15 protein-coding genes are annotated in these 16,143 nt (G+C 45.8%); 2 read left to right on the forward strand and 13 right to left on the reverse strand.

What is annotated here, in order from left to right:
- Window positions 1-8 precede the first annotated feature (8 nt).
- The 9 genes from GRF59_RS09420 to GRF59_RS09460 all read right to left on the reverse strand — a co-directional run bounded on the left by GRF59_RS09420 (window position 9) and on the right by GRF59_RS09460 (window position 9,804).
- Window positions 9-1,100, reverse strand: a complete 1,092-nt coding sequence (locus tag GRF59_RS09420) for a carbohydrate ABC transporter permease (RefSeq protein WP_160497316.1) — start codon at window positions 1,098-1,100, stop codon at window positions 9-11.
- Between the two features lies 1 nt (window position 1,101).
- On the reverse strand, window positions 1,102-2,184 hold the full coding sequence (locus tag GRF59_RS09425; RefSeq protein WP_160497317.1) for a carbohydrate ABC transporter permease: 1,083 nt from the start codon (window positions 2,182-2,184) through the stop codon (window positions 1,102-1,104).
- A gap of 102 nt (window positions 2,185-2,286) precedes the next feature.
- Window positions 2,287-3,702, reverse strand: coding sequence for an ABC transporter substrate-binding protein (locus GRF59_RS09430; RefSeq protein ID WP_160497318.1), 1,416 nt, complete (start codon window positions 3,700-3,702; stop codon window positions 2,287-2,289).
- A gap of 323 nt (window positions 3,703-4,025) precedes the next feature.
- Window positions 4,026-5,030 (reverse strand): LacI family DNA-binding transcriptional regulator, encoded by a 1,005-nt coding sequence (locus GRF59_RS09435; protein ID WP_160497319.1) that lies wholly within the window; start codon window positions 5,028-5,030, stop codon window positions 4,026-4,028.
- Between the two features lie 231 nt (window positions 5,031-5,261).
- Window positions 5,262-5,948 (reverse strand): hypothetical protein, encoded by a 687-nt coding sequence (locus GRF59_RS09440; protein ID WP_160497320.1) that lies wholly within the window; start codon window positions 5,946-5,948, stop codon window positions 5,262-5,264.
- Window positions 5,948-6,841: an ABC transporter ATP-binding protein gene (locus tag GRF59_RS09445; RefSeq protein ID WP_160497321.1), complete on the reverse strand. Its 894-nt coding sequence runs from the start codon at window positions 6,839-6,841 to the stop codon at window positions 5,948-5,950. The genes GRF59_RS09440 and GRF59_RS09445 overlap by 1 nt, the downstream gene beginning before the upstream one ends.
- Window positions 6,841-7,209 (reverse strand): GntR family transcriptional regulator, encoded by a 369-nt coding sequence (locus GRF59_RS09450; RefSeq protein ID WP_160497322.1) that lies wholly within the window; start codon window positions 7,207-7,209, stop codon window positions 6,841-6,843. The genes GRF59_RS09445 and GRF59_RS09450 overlap by 1 nt, the downstream gene beginning before the upstream one ends.
- 311 nt (window positions 7,210-7,520) lie before the next feature.
- Window positions 7,521-8,759, reverse strand: a complete 1,239-nt coding sequence (locus GRF59_RS09455; RefSeq protein WP_160497323.1) for a peptidase — start codon at window positions 8,757-8,759, stop codon at window positions 7,521-7,523.
- 379 nt (window positions 8,760-9,138) lie between these two features.
- Window positions 9,139-9,804, reverse strand: coding sequence for an O-methyltransferase (locus GRF59_RS09460; RefSeq protein WP_160497324.1), 666 nt, complete (start codon window positions 9,802-9,804; stop codon window positions 9,139-9,141).
- A gap of 131 nt (window positions 9,805-9,935) precedes the next feature.
- On the opposite strand from GRF59_RS09460, the gene GRF59_RS09465 reads away from it, so the two are divergent.
- The gene (locus tag GRF59_RS09465) at window positions 9,936-10,826 is read left to right on the forward strand and encodes a LysR family transcriptional regulator (protein ID WP_160497325.1); all 891 of its coding nucleotides are present in this window, start codon (window positions 9,936-9,938) and stop codon (window positions 10,824-10,826) included.
- On the opposite strand, the gene GRF59_RS09470 is transcribed toward GRF59_RS09465, so the two are convergent.
- A complete protein-coding gene (locus tag GRF59_RS09470; RefSeq protein WP_160497326.1) occupies window positions 10,823-10,981 on the reverse strand; it encodes a helix-turn-helix transcriptional regulator in 159 nt (52 codons plus the stop codon). The two genes, GRF59_RS09465 and GRF59_RS09470, sit on opposite strands and share 4 nt — an antisense overlap.
- 86 nt (window positions 10,982-11,067) lie before the next feature.
- Between GRF59_RS09470 and GRF59_RS09475 the strand changes: the two genes are divergently transcribed.
- Window positions 11,068-11,496, forward strand: a complete 429-nt coding sequence (locus tag GRF59_RS09475) for a glycoside hydrolase family 25 domain-containing protein (protein ID WP_160497327.1) — start codon at window positions 11,068-11,070, stop codon at window positions 11,494-11,496.
- 629 nt (window positions 11,497-12,125) lie between these two features.
- Here GRF59_RS09475 and GRF59_RS09480 read toward each other — a convergent pair.
- The 3 genes from GRF59_RS09480 to GRF59_RS09490 form a co-directional block, all read right to left on the reverse strand.
- Entirely contained in the window at window positions 12,126-12,839 is a 714-nt protein-coding gene (locus GRF59_RS09480) for a hypothetical protein (protein WP_160497328.1), read from the reverse strand.
- A 1,763-nt stretch (window positions 12,840-14,602) separates the two neighbouring features.
- Entirely contained in the window at window positions 14,603-14,911 is a 309-nt protein-coding gene (locus GRF59_RS09485; RefSeq protein WP_341480064.1) for a tail fiber protein, read from the reverse strand.
- A 518-nt stretch (window positions 14,912-15,429) separates the two neighbouring features.
- Window positions 15,430-15,966 carry a GNAT family N-acetyltransferase gene (locus GRF59_RS09490; protein ID WP_160497330.1) on the reverse strand — a complete coding sequence of 179 codons (537 nt, stop codon included), beginning with the start codon at window positions 15,964-15,966 and terminating at the stop codon, window positions 15,430-15,432.
- Window positions 15,967-16,143 lie beyond the last annotated feature (177 nt).

The following is a 16,143-nucleotide window of genomic DNA, read 5'->3' on the forward strand; positions in this document are numbered from 1 at the left end:
TATGGTGTCTAACCTTTGACCGAACCGCCCATCAAACCTCTGACAAAATACTTTTGCAGCAGGAAGAATATCGCGAGCGGCATCAGCATGGAAATAAATGCGGCCGATGTCAGCAGATGCCAGTCGTTTCCGCGTGAACCGACAAGATCGGCAATCTTCATGGACATCACCTGTACGTTCGGCTGGTTGCCGATGAAAATGAGCGATACCAGGTAATCGTTCCACACCCACAGGAACTGGAAGATCCCGATCGATGCCAGCGCCGGAACGGACAACGGCAGAATCAGTTTGCTGAAAATCGTGAAATGGCTGGCCCCGTCCATAAAGGCCGATTCGAACAAATCCTTCGGCAGCTGGCTGATAAAGTTATACATGAAATACGTAACCAGCGGCAGGCCAAAAGCTGCGTGTGCCAGCCAAATGCCAAGATAGCTGCCGTTCAGGCCGAGTGTCGTATAATGCTTGAGCACCGGAATCAGCGCCACCTGAATCGGGACGACCAGCATGGCAATAATGACGACGAACATCGTTTTTCTTCCCGGAAAACGCAGCCATGCAAACGCATAAGCGGCGAATGAAGCAATCAGGATCGGAATAACGGTCGCCGGAATGGCAATGGTCAACGTGTTCCAGTAGGCCTGCGAAAGACCGGTGCCCTTCTCCTTCGTTTCGCTGCCGTCTGCTCCCTTCAGCGTGTATTCCTTACCGGAAATGACGTTCTTGTAGTTGTCCAGCGTCAGCGTGGAGCTTGCGACCCAGCCTTCCTTTTGCACGCTGATTTCGCGGGTTCTGCGGTTCTCCCATATCAACCGATCCTCACCTGCCTTTACGCCGGCCTTGAGCTGATCGTCGGTATAGGTTTTGCCGTTCACCTCGATCGGTTCGCGCAAATCCACGTCCTTGGAGAGCTTAATGGTATCCGCTGATTTCCATTCCTGGTGCGGGAATACCTTCCACCAGCCCGTTTCCAGAATATCCGCAGCCGGTCTGAACGATGAAATCAGCAGCCCGATCGTCGGAATCAGCCAGATAAAGCAAATGACGCCAAGTACCAGATTAACGATCCACTTTTTGCCCTTTTTTCTTTTTCTTCCGGCCATTTTAGAATCCCCCCTGCTTGCGCATTTGACGAAGATTGAAATAGATGACAGGCAGGACCGCGATCAGCAGTACAATAGCCAGCGTAGAGCCGTATCCGAAGTTCCGGTACATGAAGAACTGGCGGTAAAACTGCGTCGCAACAACCTCGGTGTCGTACTGGCCTCCGGTCATGACCATCACGACGTCGAATATTTTCAGCGTGAAAACAATAATGGTCGTCGTAACGGTCAGCAGCGTCGTTGAGATGAAGGGAATGATGATCCGGAAAAAGATGCGGATTTCCCCCGCACCATCCACGCGCGCTGCCTCCAGAATATCCTCCGGAACACCCTTGATGGCTGCGGAGAATATCACCATGGCAAATCCTGTCTGCATCCAAATCAGGATTAATATGAGGAAGAAGTTATTCCAAGGCTGCAGCATCGTCACCCAAGCCTGCGGTTCGCCGCCGAGCGCGATCACGATCGCATTCAGCAGGCCGATCTGCTCGGTACCGGGCTGATAGTAATACACGAACTTCCAGATGACCCCGGCGGCTACAAACGAGATGGCCATCGGCATGAAGATGATGGACTTTGCGATCCGCTCATAACTGCTCCGGTCTGCAAGAATGGCAATCAGCAGCCCGAAAGCCACGCAAGCCAGTGTACCGACGAACACCCACAGCAGGTTGTTACGCAGAGCGGTCGCGAGCAGCCGGTCGCTGAAAATTGCCAGATAGTTGCCCAGACCGACGAACTTATCAGAAGATGCATTAAAAAAGCTCAGGTACAGCGTCCGCAGCGCCGGCAGCACCAGCAGCCAGCCCAGCAAAAGAACCGCCGGCCCGATAAACACATACGGCAGAATTTTCCGGCTGATCTGTTCCGGAAACTGTTCCACGGCCCAGGAGAATGAAAGATACAGAAAATACACGCCCGCTACTCCCCACAGGACCGCAGCCAGCGCCGTCAACAGCGGATTAAGAGTGGAATCCCGGAAGAACATGAAGATTACTCCATGAAGGAGAACGTTAACCAGCAGCACAACGAGAAAAATCAGTACCGCTTTCAAGCTGAATTTGTTTTTGGCTTGAGTATCCATAGGTAATCCTATCCTCCTATATCTGAAAAAAAGGGCAGCTCATTCTGCTGAAACTGCCCCTTTTTTGCAGCCTATAAATCATTCATCAATCGATGCTTCCGGTTAGTTATCCCAGCCTTTTTGAATCTGCTTCAGCGCTTCATCCAAATTCACCGTTCCGCTGACATAGTCGGTCATGCCTTTCCAGAAGGAGCCTGCGCCGACTTTGCCCGGCATCAGGTCGGAACCGTCGAAACGGAGCGTTGTTGCATCCTGTACCAGCTTCGCCATCCGTTTGTCGGATTCGGAGTTGTACCAGTCGAGGGATGCATCATTCATAGGAGCGATGACGCCGCCGGATTGTACCCATTTCTTAATGGATTCACCCGTAGTGAAGAATTCCATAACTGCGCGAACTTCGGGACGGTCGTTGAACATGGCATAAATGTCGCCGGCTACCAGTACAGGCTTGCCATACTGCTCGTCGATCGGCGGCAGATAGAACCAGTCGTAGTCCTGATCCACTTTCGCGGTTTCAGGGAAGAAGCTGGTGATGAAGTTGCCCGTCAGGTTAAACCATGCCTTCGGAGGATTCGTAAACATCGGCTTCGGCGCATCGCCAAAGGCAGTCGTTACGATCGATTTCGTACCGCCATATACATAATCTTTGTTCAACCAGATTTTGGACATGACTTCAAAAGCATTTTTCACTTCAGGCGATGTGAAAGGAAGCTCGCCTTTAACCCATTTGTCATAGTTCTCAGGCGTCGTGGTACGCAGCATGATGTTTTCGATCCAGTCCGTTGCAGGCCAGCCTGTAGCCGCGCCGCTCTCAATGCCGATGGCCCATGCAGGGTCTCCGTCCTTGGCGATTTGATCGGTCAGAGCCATCATTTCATCCCAGGTCTGAGGCACTTTATAACCGGCTTCGTCAAACTGCTTCTTCGGATACCACACCATACTTTTCACGTTGCTGCGGTTCCAGATCCCGGCCATGATTTTACCGTCCTTGCCGTCCATGGTGCCCATGTCGAGCCAGCTTTGGTTGTAGTTTTTCTTCAGCTTATCCTGGTCGAGGATGTTGTTCAGATCCACCACTTTGCCGGTTTTCGCGATGGAAGCGAGCAGGCCCGGCTGCGGGAAGTCGGCAATATCCGGCGCACTGCCGCCGTCTACGCGCACGTTGATCGTAGCTTCAAATTCTTTGGAGCCCTCATACTGAATGTCGATTCCCGTTTTGTCTTCAAATTCCTTAATGCTGTCCTCGAATTTCTTCTGGTCGGCATCCACGAACGGTCCGAACATGGTGACTTTCGTGCCTTTATACTTACCCTGCATAGCCAGTTCCAGCGGTGATCCGGAGGCGTTATCGGAAGGCGTGGTCGCAGGCGTGGTGGTTTCCTTATTATCGCCGCCGGAGGGAGCCGGATCTGTCGTTGGACCTGCATCCCCCGATCCGCCGCAGGCGCTGAGCATCATGGTAAAGGATAGGCACAACGAGAGCAGTATAGATGTTCTGGCTTTCCGTGCTTTGGTCATACAACATACATCCCCTTTTTATATAATGATTAAGAAATCGGTGCACTCTCATAGAAGACAAACCGCTTGTAGCGGAGGTTTTTCTTGCGGTACCTGATGCCGAGCCTAATTGCAGTTCCAATCAACCGTTTCTGCAGCCTGCGGATCACCTCCTTACCGGAATCAACTTCCGATCTAAATATAGCGCTTTCATCTTATTGCGAAACCTCAACATAATTCACATTCAGGTTGTTATATGAATTATTCTCATTACCCGTTTTCGACTTTTCGAAAACGGCCGAACACTTCTGAAAAGCTTTTCAAAATGCCGGGGATTGGACCCCTCATCTTTGCCGTGAGGACTCCCTGACAATCAATTTATGCTCCATTTTCTCCCTTAGAACCTCTACAGAACCCGTCGTCACCAATTCATGCAGCTTCTCAGCGGCGCGGCAACCCATCTCATACATCGGCTGGGCAATCGTCGTCAGCTTCGGAATGAACATGTTGGCGATCCGAAGGTTATCGAATCCGACGACCGATACCTGACCGGGTACCAAAATGTTGCGGTCCTTCAGGTAGGAGATCACCCCCATCGCAAACTCGTCTGCAACACAAAATACAGCGGTAGTGTCGGGATAATCCGTAAACAATTCATGTGCAGCATGGTATGCATGTTCAAATCGGTGGGTGGCATACCTGATTTTCTCCCTGTTGTGTTCAAGCCCGGCTTCTTCCAATGCCCGGATGAATCCTTGATAGCGCGGCGGTCCGGAGATGGAATTCTCATGATTGAAACCGATCATGCCAATGTCCCGGTGGCCCAGATCAATCAAGAACTTCACGGCATCGTAAGCCGCTTCCTCATCATCGATCTCGACGCATGGAACCTCAAATTCATCGGAATGCGTCGATAGCAGAACGAATGGAATTTTGCAGCGGACCAGCTTCTCGTAATATTCCGGAAACATGACATCGCTTGCGAACACAATGCCGTCCACCTGCTTCTCATGAAAAGCGTCGATGTACGCGAGAAGCCTGTTCTTGTCCCTGTCCGTATTGCAAATCATCAGGCTGTAGCCCAGCTTGATGCAGGCATCTTGCATGCCGCGGATGATGCCGGTGTAATAAAAGTTCTCAATATCCGGAATCAACAGACCCAGCGTAAAGGATTTCTTGTAGATCAGCCCCCGCGCAAACGAGTTGGGCTGGTATTGAAGCTTCTCAATCGCCTCCAAAACGCGTGCTCTCTTGCTCTCGATGACTGATTCGGGGGAGTTCATCACCCGGGAAACGGTGCTGATGGATACCTCCGCCATTTTGGCAACATCTCTAATTGTTGGCTTCATAGTTAAAACTTCCTTTTCGAAGAAAACCTTTTCAAAGCGATTATAACAAGGCGATATTCAATTAGCAAGAACTTTTTATAAAGCGCTTTCATAAATGGCATATGCCCCAGATTCCATCGTTTTTCAATAACCGTTTTATCGGTTTTGGTCGTCTCTTAAGCTCTGCAGCTCTGCATATGAGGGTTCAAAAAAGGACCCCTCTCGGGGTCCTTGCAGGTATTTTATTGCGTTTTAAGATACCGTCGCTCTGCGAAGCAGGATATAAGATAGCACCGCATACAGGATGCTGACGGGTACCATCCAAACGAACAGATCCATGTAGTGATGTGCAATCCAATGGAACAGATCAAGCCAACGGCTATAGTAAGTTAATGCAAATGACGTGAGGCTGAATATTAAGAATAGAGCGAGAAAAAATACCATCAATCCCGGCTTCTTGTACCGGAGGTAAATGCTTGAGATAATGAATCCCAGGAAAAACATGTGTATCATCACGATAAAGTAGATTCCAAAACGGGCCAACAGGGAAGTATGGTTCATAAACGGAATGTTAAAATAAAACAAGTGAACGCCCCAGCCATCCGACAGCTTCTCCAGGATCGAAAGTAGAAATAATACAATCGAGGAAGCAGCACTGACAAACATCCCCATGATGCTCGTGCCCACAAAGAAATCCGTTCTCCTCACGTTCATCCCAAGCGCAAATGGAAAGGTCTGCCTCTGCACGATCAGAATGACTATGAGCATAAACACATAAATGGAGGCAATTCCTCCTGAATTGATATTCTCCTGGCCGCCCGTCAACACGCCGATGATCAGGTTAACCGCAAAGCTGAACAGTAAAATGATCCATGGAGTGTAGATCCAGATCCACTTGTCACGCCAATGCATTTTCAATACGCCTGCTGTCCGGTTCATCAGATATTCGCCACCTCTCGATTCATTTGGTCATTGGTTAAATGAACAATCAGCTGCTGCAACGATACCGGCGAGATCTCGATCCCCTGCGTTTCCGCCTGTCTTCTCTCCGAACCGTCCAATGGCCCTAACACCGTTACGGACATGAACCCTCCAACCGACTCCCGCTGAACGATATTTTTGCCTGCCGTAAAGGCGTTCACATTCGCAGCCGGACCAACAGCCCTGTAGGCTTTCCCCCTAAGGTCATCCGCCTCTTCGTCGACCAGGATCTTTCCGTTATCGATCACAAATACATGTTCCAGCATATTGCTTACCTCGTCGATCAAATGCGTAGATAAAATAACGGTCCGCGGATGCTCCGCATAATCTTCGATCAATCTTTCATAAAACAGGTTTCTTGCCACCGCGTCCAGACCGAGATAAGGCTCGTCAAAAATCGTAAGTGGTGCCCGGCTGGCCAACCCGACGATGATGCCCACGGACGAAAGCATGCCTCTGGACAGCTTTTTCATTCTTCTTTTCACTGGAAGCCGAAAATCCTGGATGAGCTGCCCCGCAAAATCCGAATCCCAGTTCGGGTAGATGGCTGATGCCACATCCATCACGTCTACAATTCTAAAGCTCTCCGGATATTTCTGACTCTCTTTGATAAAACACAGCCGACTCAGCACGCGGTTATTTTCGTATGGATTCTCTCCGAACACTTTCAGCTCGCCGCTGGTAGGAAACAACTGTGCCGTAATCAAATGCATGATGGTCGTTTTACCGGCACCGTTTCTTCCAAGCAGGCCATAAATTTTATCCTGCTCCACCACAAAGCTGACATCTTTCAGAACCGAATCCTTGCCATATGTTTTATTCAGCCGATTCACTTCGATAATAGCGGTCATTACACATCATCCCCTCTCTTAACCATGTCGGTTAATTGATCAATCGTAATGCCAAGCTTCTTCGCCTCGTGGATCATCGTGATGACATATTGCTCGTAAAATTGTTCCTTCCGTTTCTCGATCAGTTTCTCTCTTGCCCCCGATGTCACAAACATGCCGATTCCCCTCTTCTTGTACAGGATGCCTTGATCCACCAAAAGGTTAACTCCCTTCGCAGCGGTCGCAGGGTTAATTTGATAAAAGGATGCAAACTGGTTCGTCGAAGGGACCTGCGACTCCTCAGGCAGCCCTTCGCCTATGATGTCATCTTCAATCTTCTCCGCAATCTGTATAAATATTGGACGGCCGTCATCCATAATAGGCCCCATATCTTCACCACCCAACTGGTTAATTACTCAAGTAACTAACCACACTATATTCTATATTTATTTTGTTGTCAATTCCTATTCGCCTGTTTGTAAGAACCCAAAATAAAAAAAGGCTAGTCCCCCGTCTCATTACGCAGGTCATAGCCTTTTCCCATTAAAATTTCGTTGTTTGATGCAGCTAACTTCATTCCGACTGTAAATTCCATTTGCTTTTTGCTCCAATAAAAAAGCAAAGATACATTCACGGAATGTATCTTTGCTCGGTTATGTCTGATGCCTATAATCAAGCTGCGAGGAGCTCTGCCGACCGTTTAGGATCTAGGTTTGACAGCATCCTCATCCGAAGTAACGATCACGACTTCGGCATTGGTCATGCCTGGCAGGGATCTTGTCATGATTGGCGAATGGAAAGCAATAATTTTAGTACCTGCTCTTAGAGCTGTTTCTCCGCCCATCAATGGAATGACAGTCGTATCCTTGGAGATGTTCAAGATCACATCATTGTCCTTGGATTGGTCGGAACCCACGTTCACATACACCTGATCTTTCGATGTCAATTCAGATGGGGCAACGGTTCCTTCGATTTTAACGCTCTCAGCCGCTTTAACAACCAGTTTGTCGGCATGGGTTTGCGCAGGGTAGATCATGGTCATGACTTCAGGATAATAAGCATCCACGTGAGCGGCTTCCTTCAGTGCTTCTTTCGTCAGCTCTTTGCCGTTTTCGTCCACGATTTGCGTTTTATCATCGACGGACAGAATCACGTAATTGATGCCGCCTTTTTCCATAGGCTGACCGATGACCGTGATTTTATTGTCAGCTGCATTCGTGATCACTCCAGTTGTACCGGGAGCTTGCTCTTGAGGCTGCTCTGCATCCTCTGTATTCACTACGACATAATTGGTAGAGGATTGAGGAGGCATGCTCATCGCAACGGCAGGGCCGTAAAACGCTTTGACGCTCATGCCTTTCTGAATGGCTCCAGCTTCGATCGCTTTACCGTTTTGGTCCAGAATTTGGGCCTTTTCGGCAAAATGTAGAACAATGGTATCCTCATATCCAGTATAGATGTTCTTACCTGTAACAAGGATTCCGTTATCGCGTACTTCGCTAACGGTGCCGTTCACGCCAGTAAAGCTTTGATCCTGAACGACCAGCGTCAACGCTGTACCGTGCGCAGGAAGGCTTTTCGTGATGTTCGCACCATAGAAAGCTTTGACAACCTTATGCTCATCCATGATGGTTTTCAGAGCTACCGTTTTGCCTTTGGCGTCCACGATCTTGGTGTTCTTGGTAATTTCCAGAATGATTTCGCTCTGATCTGTCGGAGCAAGACCGCGTCCGGTTACTGTAATGAATTTACCTGTTTTATCGTTCACGAAATCCGTAATTTGCCCCATGGTAGCGGGAACAACTTTAGCTTGATTCAAAATGATAGCATCGGGATGCGGTGTTGTAGCCGGTGGAATATCTTGCGCGCTGGCTGCTGCCGGAACGGCTGCCATGGCCAGAAGGGATGCTGTTGCCAGAACTTTGTACATTTTTTTCATGTGTACTACCTCCAAATTGTATATGTGTGTGTTCTTTCCAGCATTTCTATTGAAATGCTGCATGATGCTGCATCATGCCCTATCAGGTGCTGGATTCATCTTGCTTACATAGTTCTTGACGGGACGAGGATATGGAATGTTGCACCATTTGCGAAACTTATGGGCAAGAAACATGCATAATTATCCTCATCGCAACCAGAAAACGCTGAAAAAGCTTGATCTGACTGCATATCTCACGAATAAAAGAAGCTTTAAAAAAAAGAAATTTGTCTGCAAAAGGTCATATGAAGTTTCTGAAACACTTACCATTTCAATCTAAAAAATCCGACTTCTAGGATTTCCAGAAGTCGGATTTTGGACATTCGGCCAGCTTAAGATTTTATTCATTTACGATCCCAATCATAAAACCGTCATATCCCTTGCTTCCGACCGTTTGAATCGCCGTAGCGGAAATTCTCGGGTTCCCCGCGATCATGTCATAGAACTTTCTTACTCCCTGTATGCGTGGGTCTGTACTATGTTTGTTCGTGATCTCGCCTTCGCGGATGACATTGTCTCCGATGATGACCGTACCGGGGCGTGAAAAACGTAATGCCCAGTTCAGATATTCAGGGTTATTGGGTTTGTCGGCATCGATAAATATCAAATCGAAGGGCTCCATTCCTTCCTTCTCCATTTTCGCCAGCAGCTCCAAGGCATTGCCGGTCCGAACCTCGATTTGATGCTCCAGCCCGGCATTTGTAATGTTGACTTTAGCCACTTCCGCATGCAGCGGCTCAAGTTCCAGTGTAACGACTTTCCCGTCTGCAGGCAGCCCTCTTGCCATCCAGATCGTACTGTATGCACCAAGCGTTCCGATTTCCAGAATACGCTTGGCTCCTTTCATTTGAACCAACAGCTGCAGCAGCTTGCCCTGATTCGCCGTGACATCGATCTCCGGCAAATCGGCCTTCCGGTTTGCTGTCAGCACGTTATCCAGTACATGGTCGTTCGGGCAAAGAAGATCCGTAATATACTCATCGACGATTTCCCAAGTTTGTTGCATTGTGATCACTCCTTTTTCATATGGAACAGCTTCTGGTTCTATTATATTTGGTTTATAATGATATGAATAATATATCTTTAACCAAAATTCATATATAAAATATATAATTCATTCAATAAAGGAGAATCATCATGAATTTGCATGCCCTGCGTTTATTCCATGTCATCGCTACCTGCGGCAGTGTAACCCGCGCTTCAGAGCTGCTAAATATCAGCCAGCCGGCAATCACCGCGCAAATCAAGAAATTCGAAAAAGAGATTGCGATGCCGCTGTTCATGCCGCAAGGCCGGGGAATCGCATTGACCGATGCAGGTCAGCAAATCGCCGTAATGGCCAAGCGTTTGTTTGCGGTCGAGCAGCAAATTGAACAGTTTGCAGAACATTATGGCCTCGGAACCTATGGACATATCCGGCTCGCCGCAACCTATCTGCCTTCCCATTTTCTGCTTCCGTCCTGGCTCGCCAAATTCAAACAACAGTATGAACAGGTCGAAATGTCGATCACAACGACCAACTCGAGCGGCGCTTTGAAGCAGCTTCTGAATGTGGATGTGGATTTGGCCATTTATGGCGGACTGCCGGAGGAACATCCGGATACAGTCCATACCGAGGAGTTGTTTCAAGATGAGCTGTGGTTTGTGGTTGCACCGAATCACAAATTTGCAAATCAGCGCGTTTCGCTGGAAGAAATGATGAGGGAGCCATTTGTCATGCGTGAGGAAGGCAGCTCCACCAGGGAACGTCTGCTGGCGCTTTGCCGAACCTTCAGCACGCCCGCTCCGAAGATTGCCCTGCAGTTCAACGGGCTTCATGAAGCTATCACAGCCGTCATTGCGGGGTATGGAGCTAACTTCGTATCTTCGCTGGTCGTACGTGATTATGTTGCCCGCGGCGAGCTATGCCGCGTTCAGGTTGAGGACATCGAGCTGCGGAATGTGATTGCCGTCTGCACTCGAAAAGAGGAGCCGCTGAGCGCAGCCGCCTGGAATTTAATAGAGTTGATTCGAAAGAATCCTTATTAATAAGCAACCACATCTAAGACTTCGTCCCGGTAGCCCGCCGTCTTTAACATATTTCGAAATTCAGTCGGCGATACGCCTGCGTATTTCTTGAACTGCCTGTAAAAACACCCCGGCTCCATGCAGGCCATTTCCGCCAAGTCCAAATATCCGGACAAAGCCTTGGAATTCCTGAACCCACTGAATACCGACTCCTATCTGCGCAATCTGTGCGGAGAGCGCAGAATAACAAATAGCCTAACAAATGAAAAAATATGGCCCGGAGTGCAGCGTAGACGTTTTTCAGAGCGATCGTGGCCGTCGGAGGGGCGACGTGTTTGAGCTGCAGTTTGTGCTGGATTATGAGAGCAACAAAAATAAGCTCTCGGCTCAGACCATCACAGCCATTGCGAAAGCATTTATGGAAGAACTCCAACGCTACACTGACCGCGTGCCGATGCTATACACGTATCCGGCATTTATAGGTAATTTTTCCGGGCTAAATCAGTACCATTATGGATCGCGCGGTATGGCAATGAGGCGCCAGCGGACGCCTCTGGATGGAGGCCATGGCAATTTTGGCACTACAGTGATGGCAGCTTGGGCGGAACGCTTCCTGAAGGTAACCGTAAAGTGGCAGGTATACCCGGGCCTGTTGATCTTAATGAATTTGACGGTAGCGTGGTACAACTAAGAACCCAATTTGGAAAAAGGCAGCAGATAGGAGTGGATACGATGGAATTGAAAAAAAATCGTAGATTTAGAGAATAGAATTGAAGGCATAGAAAAAAACTGAATATAACCGAAAAAAAACCCTTACCTAAATGGGCTGAGCCAGCTATAAAAGCTGGCATGCTCTCAAGAGTTATTACGACTTCGACAGACAAATGTTTGCCTGAGCTTGTAACTTTACAAATGCTTTATAATTTAGGACTTTTGAATAGTAATGTTGTTGCATTTATTCGCAATATAAGTGAGCAAAAATAACATGAAGTAAATTGATTTTTATTTATGTTGTTACGATCTATTAACTGCTAAAGTAAAATAAGGTAAATTGAATAACTGAAATTAATATCACTAAAATAACTATGCTAACTATACCTATTATAACTTTTGATTTTTTCTTTCTTTTTTTTGGGGGGGAAATCTTATTGTTATTATAGTTTGCCAAAGTAATCCCTCCGAATTTTGAAATTTATAATTCCTAAATATAACAAATATTCTATCAAATAAATTAACAATAATAAAGGTCTCTTCTACATTTTACCTAATTTAAACAAAGAATGGTTAACCTAATTGTGGTTAACCATTCTTTGTTTTTAGTTAGAACGACATGTAATACTCTTGGTCTTTGTCCACGATTGTTCCAATACCCTCCCAAATAATATTCATTGCTAAATTGCCTACAATATTGGTATAACCGCCTTTTTTATTCGCATAAAGAGTAACAGTTGTTCTCGTTAGGCTATGTGTCCAAGAAATACCTATATGATACCCGTGTATAGAGCTTTCAACTGCGGGAGTGTTATCAATAACATCAGCTGCAGTGTAATGAGAGGTTACATAACCTTTAATCCACATTAGTCCATCAGAATATAAGGTCTTTTCTGCTGTATACCAATAAGGAGTAGTAGCCATAGGGGAAATAATATTATTTTGATTAGATAAAACTAGATTGTTATTGTTTCCAAGATCATTAAAATAATTTAACAATGCAGCATATTCGTCAATATTATTTACTTTTATGTAGCCACTTTGTTCAGCAGTAGAGGTCAATTTCTTTGAGGTTGCACTCGATTTAAACCCTGTGTCATTTAGCAGCTTTTCAACAGTTGAGTACTTTCCTGCAAACTTATCAAGGTATTCTTTTGGAACAATATCTGCTACAGATACTGTTTCAGAAGTAGCAACCGACGAAATAGCATCCGTGGATTCGGCAGAGTCTGCTGAAGCAAAAGCAGGCAATGAGAAAGCTCCGAACAATAGAGCGCTTGCCAATAACAATTTAGAAGATTTAGAAACAACTTTTTTTTCCATAAATGAGCACGTTCCCTTCTAATTTTAATGTGTAAGCATTTGTATATAGTTTGTAATGTACCATTAATAATCCAATATTGTAAATATATTCAAAGTAAATATTTGTAATTTTATTTTTGTTCTTTTTATAACATTTTAATGTGATAAACGTTGTATGTATATTTTTTCATATTGGATTATCCGTAGTTCAGAGGCTGTTACTAAGGATGTAGCAGAGAAGTTTTCTTTCTTATGTTTATTAAAGTTATACGGACGTAATAGTTCTATCCGAAAATCTTCAATTTTCCGGAACTGATCCTTAAAATTGATAATGTAAAATATCCGACGTGCAATACGAAGCGGCGAGTAACCCACAGTAGTGATTAATGAGTCACTACCTTGGTTCTGTTTAGTTAATGTATGCATTAATACTGCATTTGCATGGTTAATAATACGTCAGCCGCCGATCTGATGCCTGGCGAAAGGTCATTAACTGGTCTTATGCGGATGTTTTTATTACTGGGTACCGTAAGCTGGCTTACTGCTGTTGTGGATGTTCCGGCAGAATGTGGCCGACAGGCATCATTGAGCATGGACCAGAGCCAAAGGAAAAGAGAGACTTTTACGAAGTGAGCAAGGGGATTGTATCTGGAGAGGATAAGAATTTTGTCTATTTAGAGCCGAGAATAAAGGCACAAGTTAAAATGAGAAACTGGACCAAATCGGGCTTTTCCGTAGTCCAGTTTTCAAAAACTTCATTATCAGCTAATTTAAAACAGCCCTCAATAAGTGATTGTTGAGGGCATTTATTTTACTTATAGAATTATGTAGGTAGAATTACGATGCTTGATTCATTGGTGCCGTTTGAAAAGAGCGCTCTTACCTTTTTTACACCGTTAATATTCATTTCTGTATGTGTAATTCCTTCAGTTCCTACAAATATAGATTTTATTTCTTCTCGAGTATCTTCATTTCTAAAAGTAACTTTTCCCTCTTTATCAATTGCCTTTAAATCTATGCTTAAAGTTTGGTACTTCCCATCTGGTTTTAAAAAGAGTTCACTTGTAGTGTGGTGCCCGTTGAAAGTATAACCTCTTTAAACTATTACCCGTCAATATTAGTGTATCTTGATTTGGTAGTTAAGGCCGCAAGATAACCCGCCTCTGTTTTTTCATTCCAAATTGGTATCTTGTTTAGTTTTTCACCAAATTAAAATTCCCCCGTTTTATCAACCGTTATGTTTCCCCCTCTTGCTTCATATCAAACGAAAATCCTAATCCAAGTTGATAGAGCACCCAAGATATAAGCAGGACTGTCAACGCTGAAAGGAGTTGTAGTGATAGCCGTTCCAGTCTGATGATTGAGCTTCATGAACTGTCCCAAACAGGAATTTGACGTATACCGTTTGGATTAGTGCAAAGAATACATATTCAGTGATTGTACATATTGCTGACCAGATGACTGGGATTTCAAGTACAGTAGAGAACAGAAAAATAAAGATCAAGATAGTGATCAATGGTGCATGGTGCCATATACGGTAATGAGAATTCATTCCTTAGAAAAAAGCTCTGAACATTTGCAGTAGACTTAAAAAGAACAGCATCTATACCATTAGGTACTGTACAGCAGCAGCGGCTTTTATCTTACAGGGTGAGGAAAGTGAGTATGGAGCAGCAGGTGCAGGAGACGTAAGAAGTATCAAAAAAACTGGTACAGATAACGGGCTTGTACAAGGGACGCTCATTACGCAGGCTACGACAGCGCAGACAGTCACACCGGGTCCGTCAGATATTATCAAATGGGTGCTTGACGAAATCAGTTATATGATTGGTAAGGTTTGTCTGTGCAGTTTCTGCCGCTGTCTTTACCGCCTTTTCCGTCGTAGCTACATTCGCGCGTGTTCCGTCCGTAGCATTTGATAGTTGCACAATATCCTTTTTGGTAAGTGAAGCATCCGGCACCTCGATCTTAACCCCATTAATAGCTTCTTGTAATTCGGGATGTGTTACATAAACCAGCGATTGATCAATATTTGCTGCCTCTGTTGTCGCGTCAGATACAGAGATAACATCCGGGACATCGTACATTGCCACGATAGCCAATTTCCCGACCACTTATAAAAACGGGGTCGAATTAGTGACTCTGTCAGTACTGATTATATAAATCCACTTCAAAATGTCTTCTGGAAGCATGGAGAAAAGGAAGTATGCTGCCATTGTTATTCTCTTGGTAAGTTCTCCAAGTGTTCGACTACCTTCTCTTCCCATTCATCTTCTATTGTTCCAAACGAGATGATCTCATCAATTTGATTTTCTATAAAATCATAATTCACACTCGCTACTCTTGTATGCTTTTTCTTTATCACTCGTTCAAAGTGTTTTAGATAAATCGCGAAATAATTGCTGGTAAGAAAATGCCACGAGTCCTCGGTAACAAGCAGACGCCCTCGGAATTGACCCAAGAACATGCACCATGCCCGAAAGACTCGATTTTTTTCAGAACCTGATTTTCATGTTGGTAATAGACCATTTTGGTTCGACCCTTTCGGAACTTGCGAATGCAATTTGCAGCGCCGGATATCCGTCGGGTGCTTTTATCGTATAACGTCCGCTTAGCCGTTTCGCATTTTTAGGATGGAATACATATGCGTATGGTGCGATATACCGGCTTGCATCATATAATTTCTCAGGATGCCTTCCCTCTGAAAGCCAAGCTTGGTAAGCATCTCATTTGAGGCATCATTTTCCGTAAATACAATTGCACCGATCCGGGCCAGATTCATGAACTCAAAACCATAGGTCAGAATGCTCGCCGCTGCTTCAGAGGCATATCCCTTCCGCCAATGATCCGGATGGATCTCATATCCGATTTCCGCGCGTTGATGCTTGGGCGACCAGGCATTGAAGCCTATCGTGCCAATCAATCCAGGCTCCCCTTTCCGCTCGATTCCCCACCGGATTCCGCGGTTCTCACGATAGCAGTCCGTAAAAAAGGCAACCAGTTTCTCGGCCTGCTCCAAATTCTCGAACGCCTCCTGGCCGTAATAACGCATCGCCTCATGATTCGAGAAACAAGCAAAAATGCTATCCGTATCTTCCTGCGTAATCTCTCTTAACACTAATCTTTCGGTCTCGATCTTCGGGAACATTCGGCAGCACTTCCTTTACATGGTTTTGTGGTTCAGCCTGGCGTGAAGCCGGCAAGTACAAATGCGATTACCGTAATGATGCCATTGAATGCCGGATTTTGCAAAGGAAACCGAAGAAATAAACGAAATCTTCCTCAAATGAACCACAAGTCCACGCTTTGTTCATAATAGCCAGGC

The sequence above is a fragment of the Paenibacillus dendrobii genome (assembly GCF_009807035.1).
Classification (GTDB): domain Bacteria; phylum Bacillota; class Bacilli; order Paenibacillales; family Paenibacillaceae; genus Paenibacillus_AQ; species Paenibacillus_AQ dendrobii.

Coding starts and splice junctions, on each gene's coding strand:
- GRF59_RS09440 (WP_160497320.1), bottom strand. CDS start 5,948: ATGAACCGGACAGCAGGCGTATTGAAAATGCATTGGCGTGACAAGTGG.
- GRF59_RS09455 (WP_160497323.1), bottom strand. CDS start 8,759: ATGAAAAAAATGTACAAAGTTCTGGCAACAGCATCCCTTCTGGCCATG.
- GRF59_RS09420 (WP_160497316.1), bottom strand. CDS start 1,100: ATGGCCGGAAGAAAAAGAAAAAAGGGCAAAAAGTGGATCGTTAATCTG.
- GRF59_RS09445 (WP_160497321.1), bottom strand. CDS start 6,841: ATGACCGCTATTATCGAAGTGAATCGGCTGAATAAAACATATGGCAAG.
- GRF59_RS09430 (WP_160497318.1), bottom strand. CDS start 3,702: ATGACCAAAGCACGGAAAGCCAGAACATCTATACTGCTCTCGTTGTGC.
- GRF59_RS09435 (WP_160497319.1), bottom strand. CDS start 5,030: ATGAAGCCAACAATTAGAGATGTTGCCAAAATGGCGGAGGTATCCATC.
- GRF59_RS09425 (WP_160497317.1), bottom strand. CDS start 2,184: ATGGATACTCAAGCCAAAAACAAATTCAGCTTGAAAGCGGTACTGATT.
- GRF59_RS09480 (WP_160497328.1), bottom strand. CDS start 12,839: ATGGAAAAAAAAGTTGTTTCTAAATCTTCTAAATTGTTATTGGCAAGC.
- GRF59_RS09450 (WP_160497322.1), bottom strand. CDS start 7,209: ATGGGGCCTATTATGGATGACGGCCGTCCAATATTTATACAGATTGCG.
- GRF59_RS09465 (WP_160497325.1), top strand. CDS start 9,936: ATGAATTTGCATGCCCTGCGTTTATTCCATGTCATCGCTACCTGCGGC.
- GRF59_RS09490 (WP_160497330.1), bottom strand. CDS start 15,966: ATGTTCCCGAAGATCGAGACCGAAAGATTAGTGTTAAGAGAGATTACG.
- GRF59_RS09475 (WP_160497327.1), top strand. CDS start 11,068: ATGAAAAAATATGGCCCGGAGTGCAGCGTAGACGTTTTTCAGAGCGAT.
- GRF59_RS09460 (WP_160497324.1), bottom strand. CDS start 9,804: ATGCAACAAACTTGGGAAATCGTCGATGAGTATATTACGGATCTTCTT.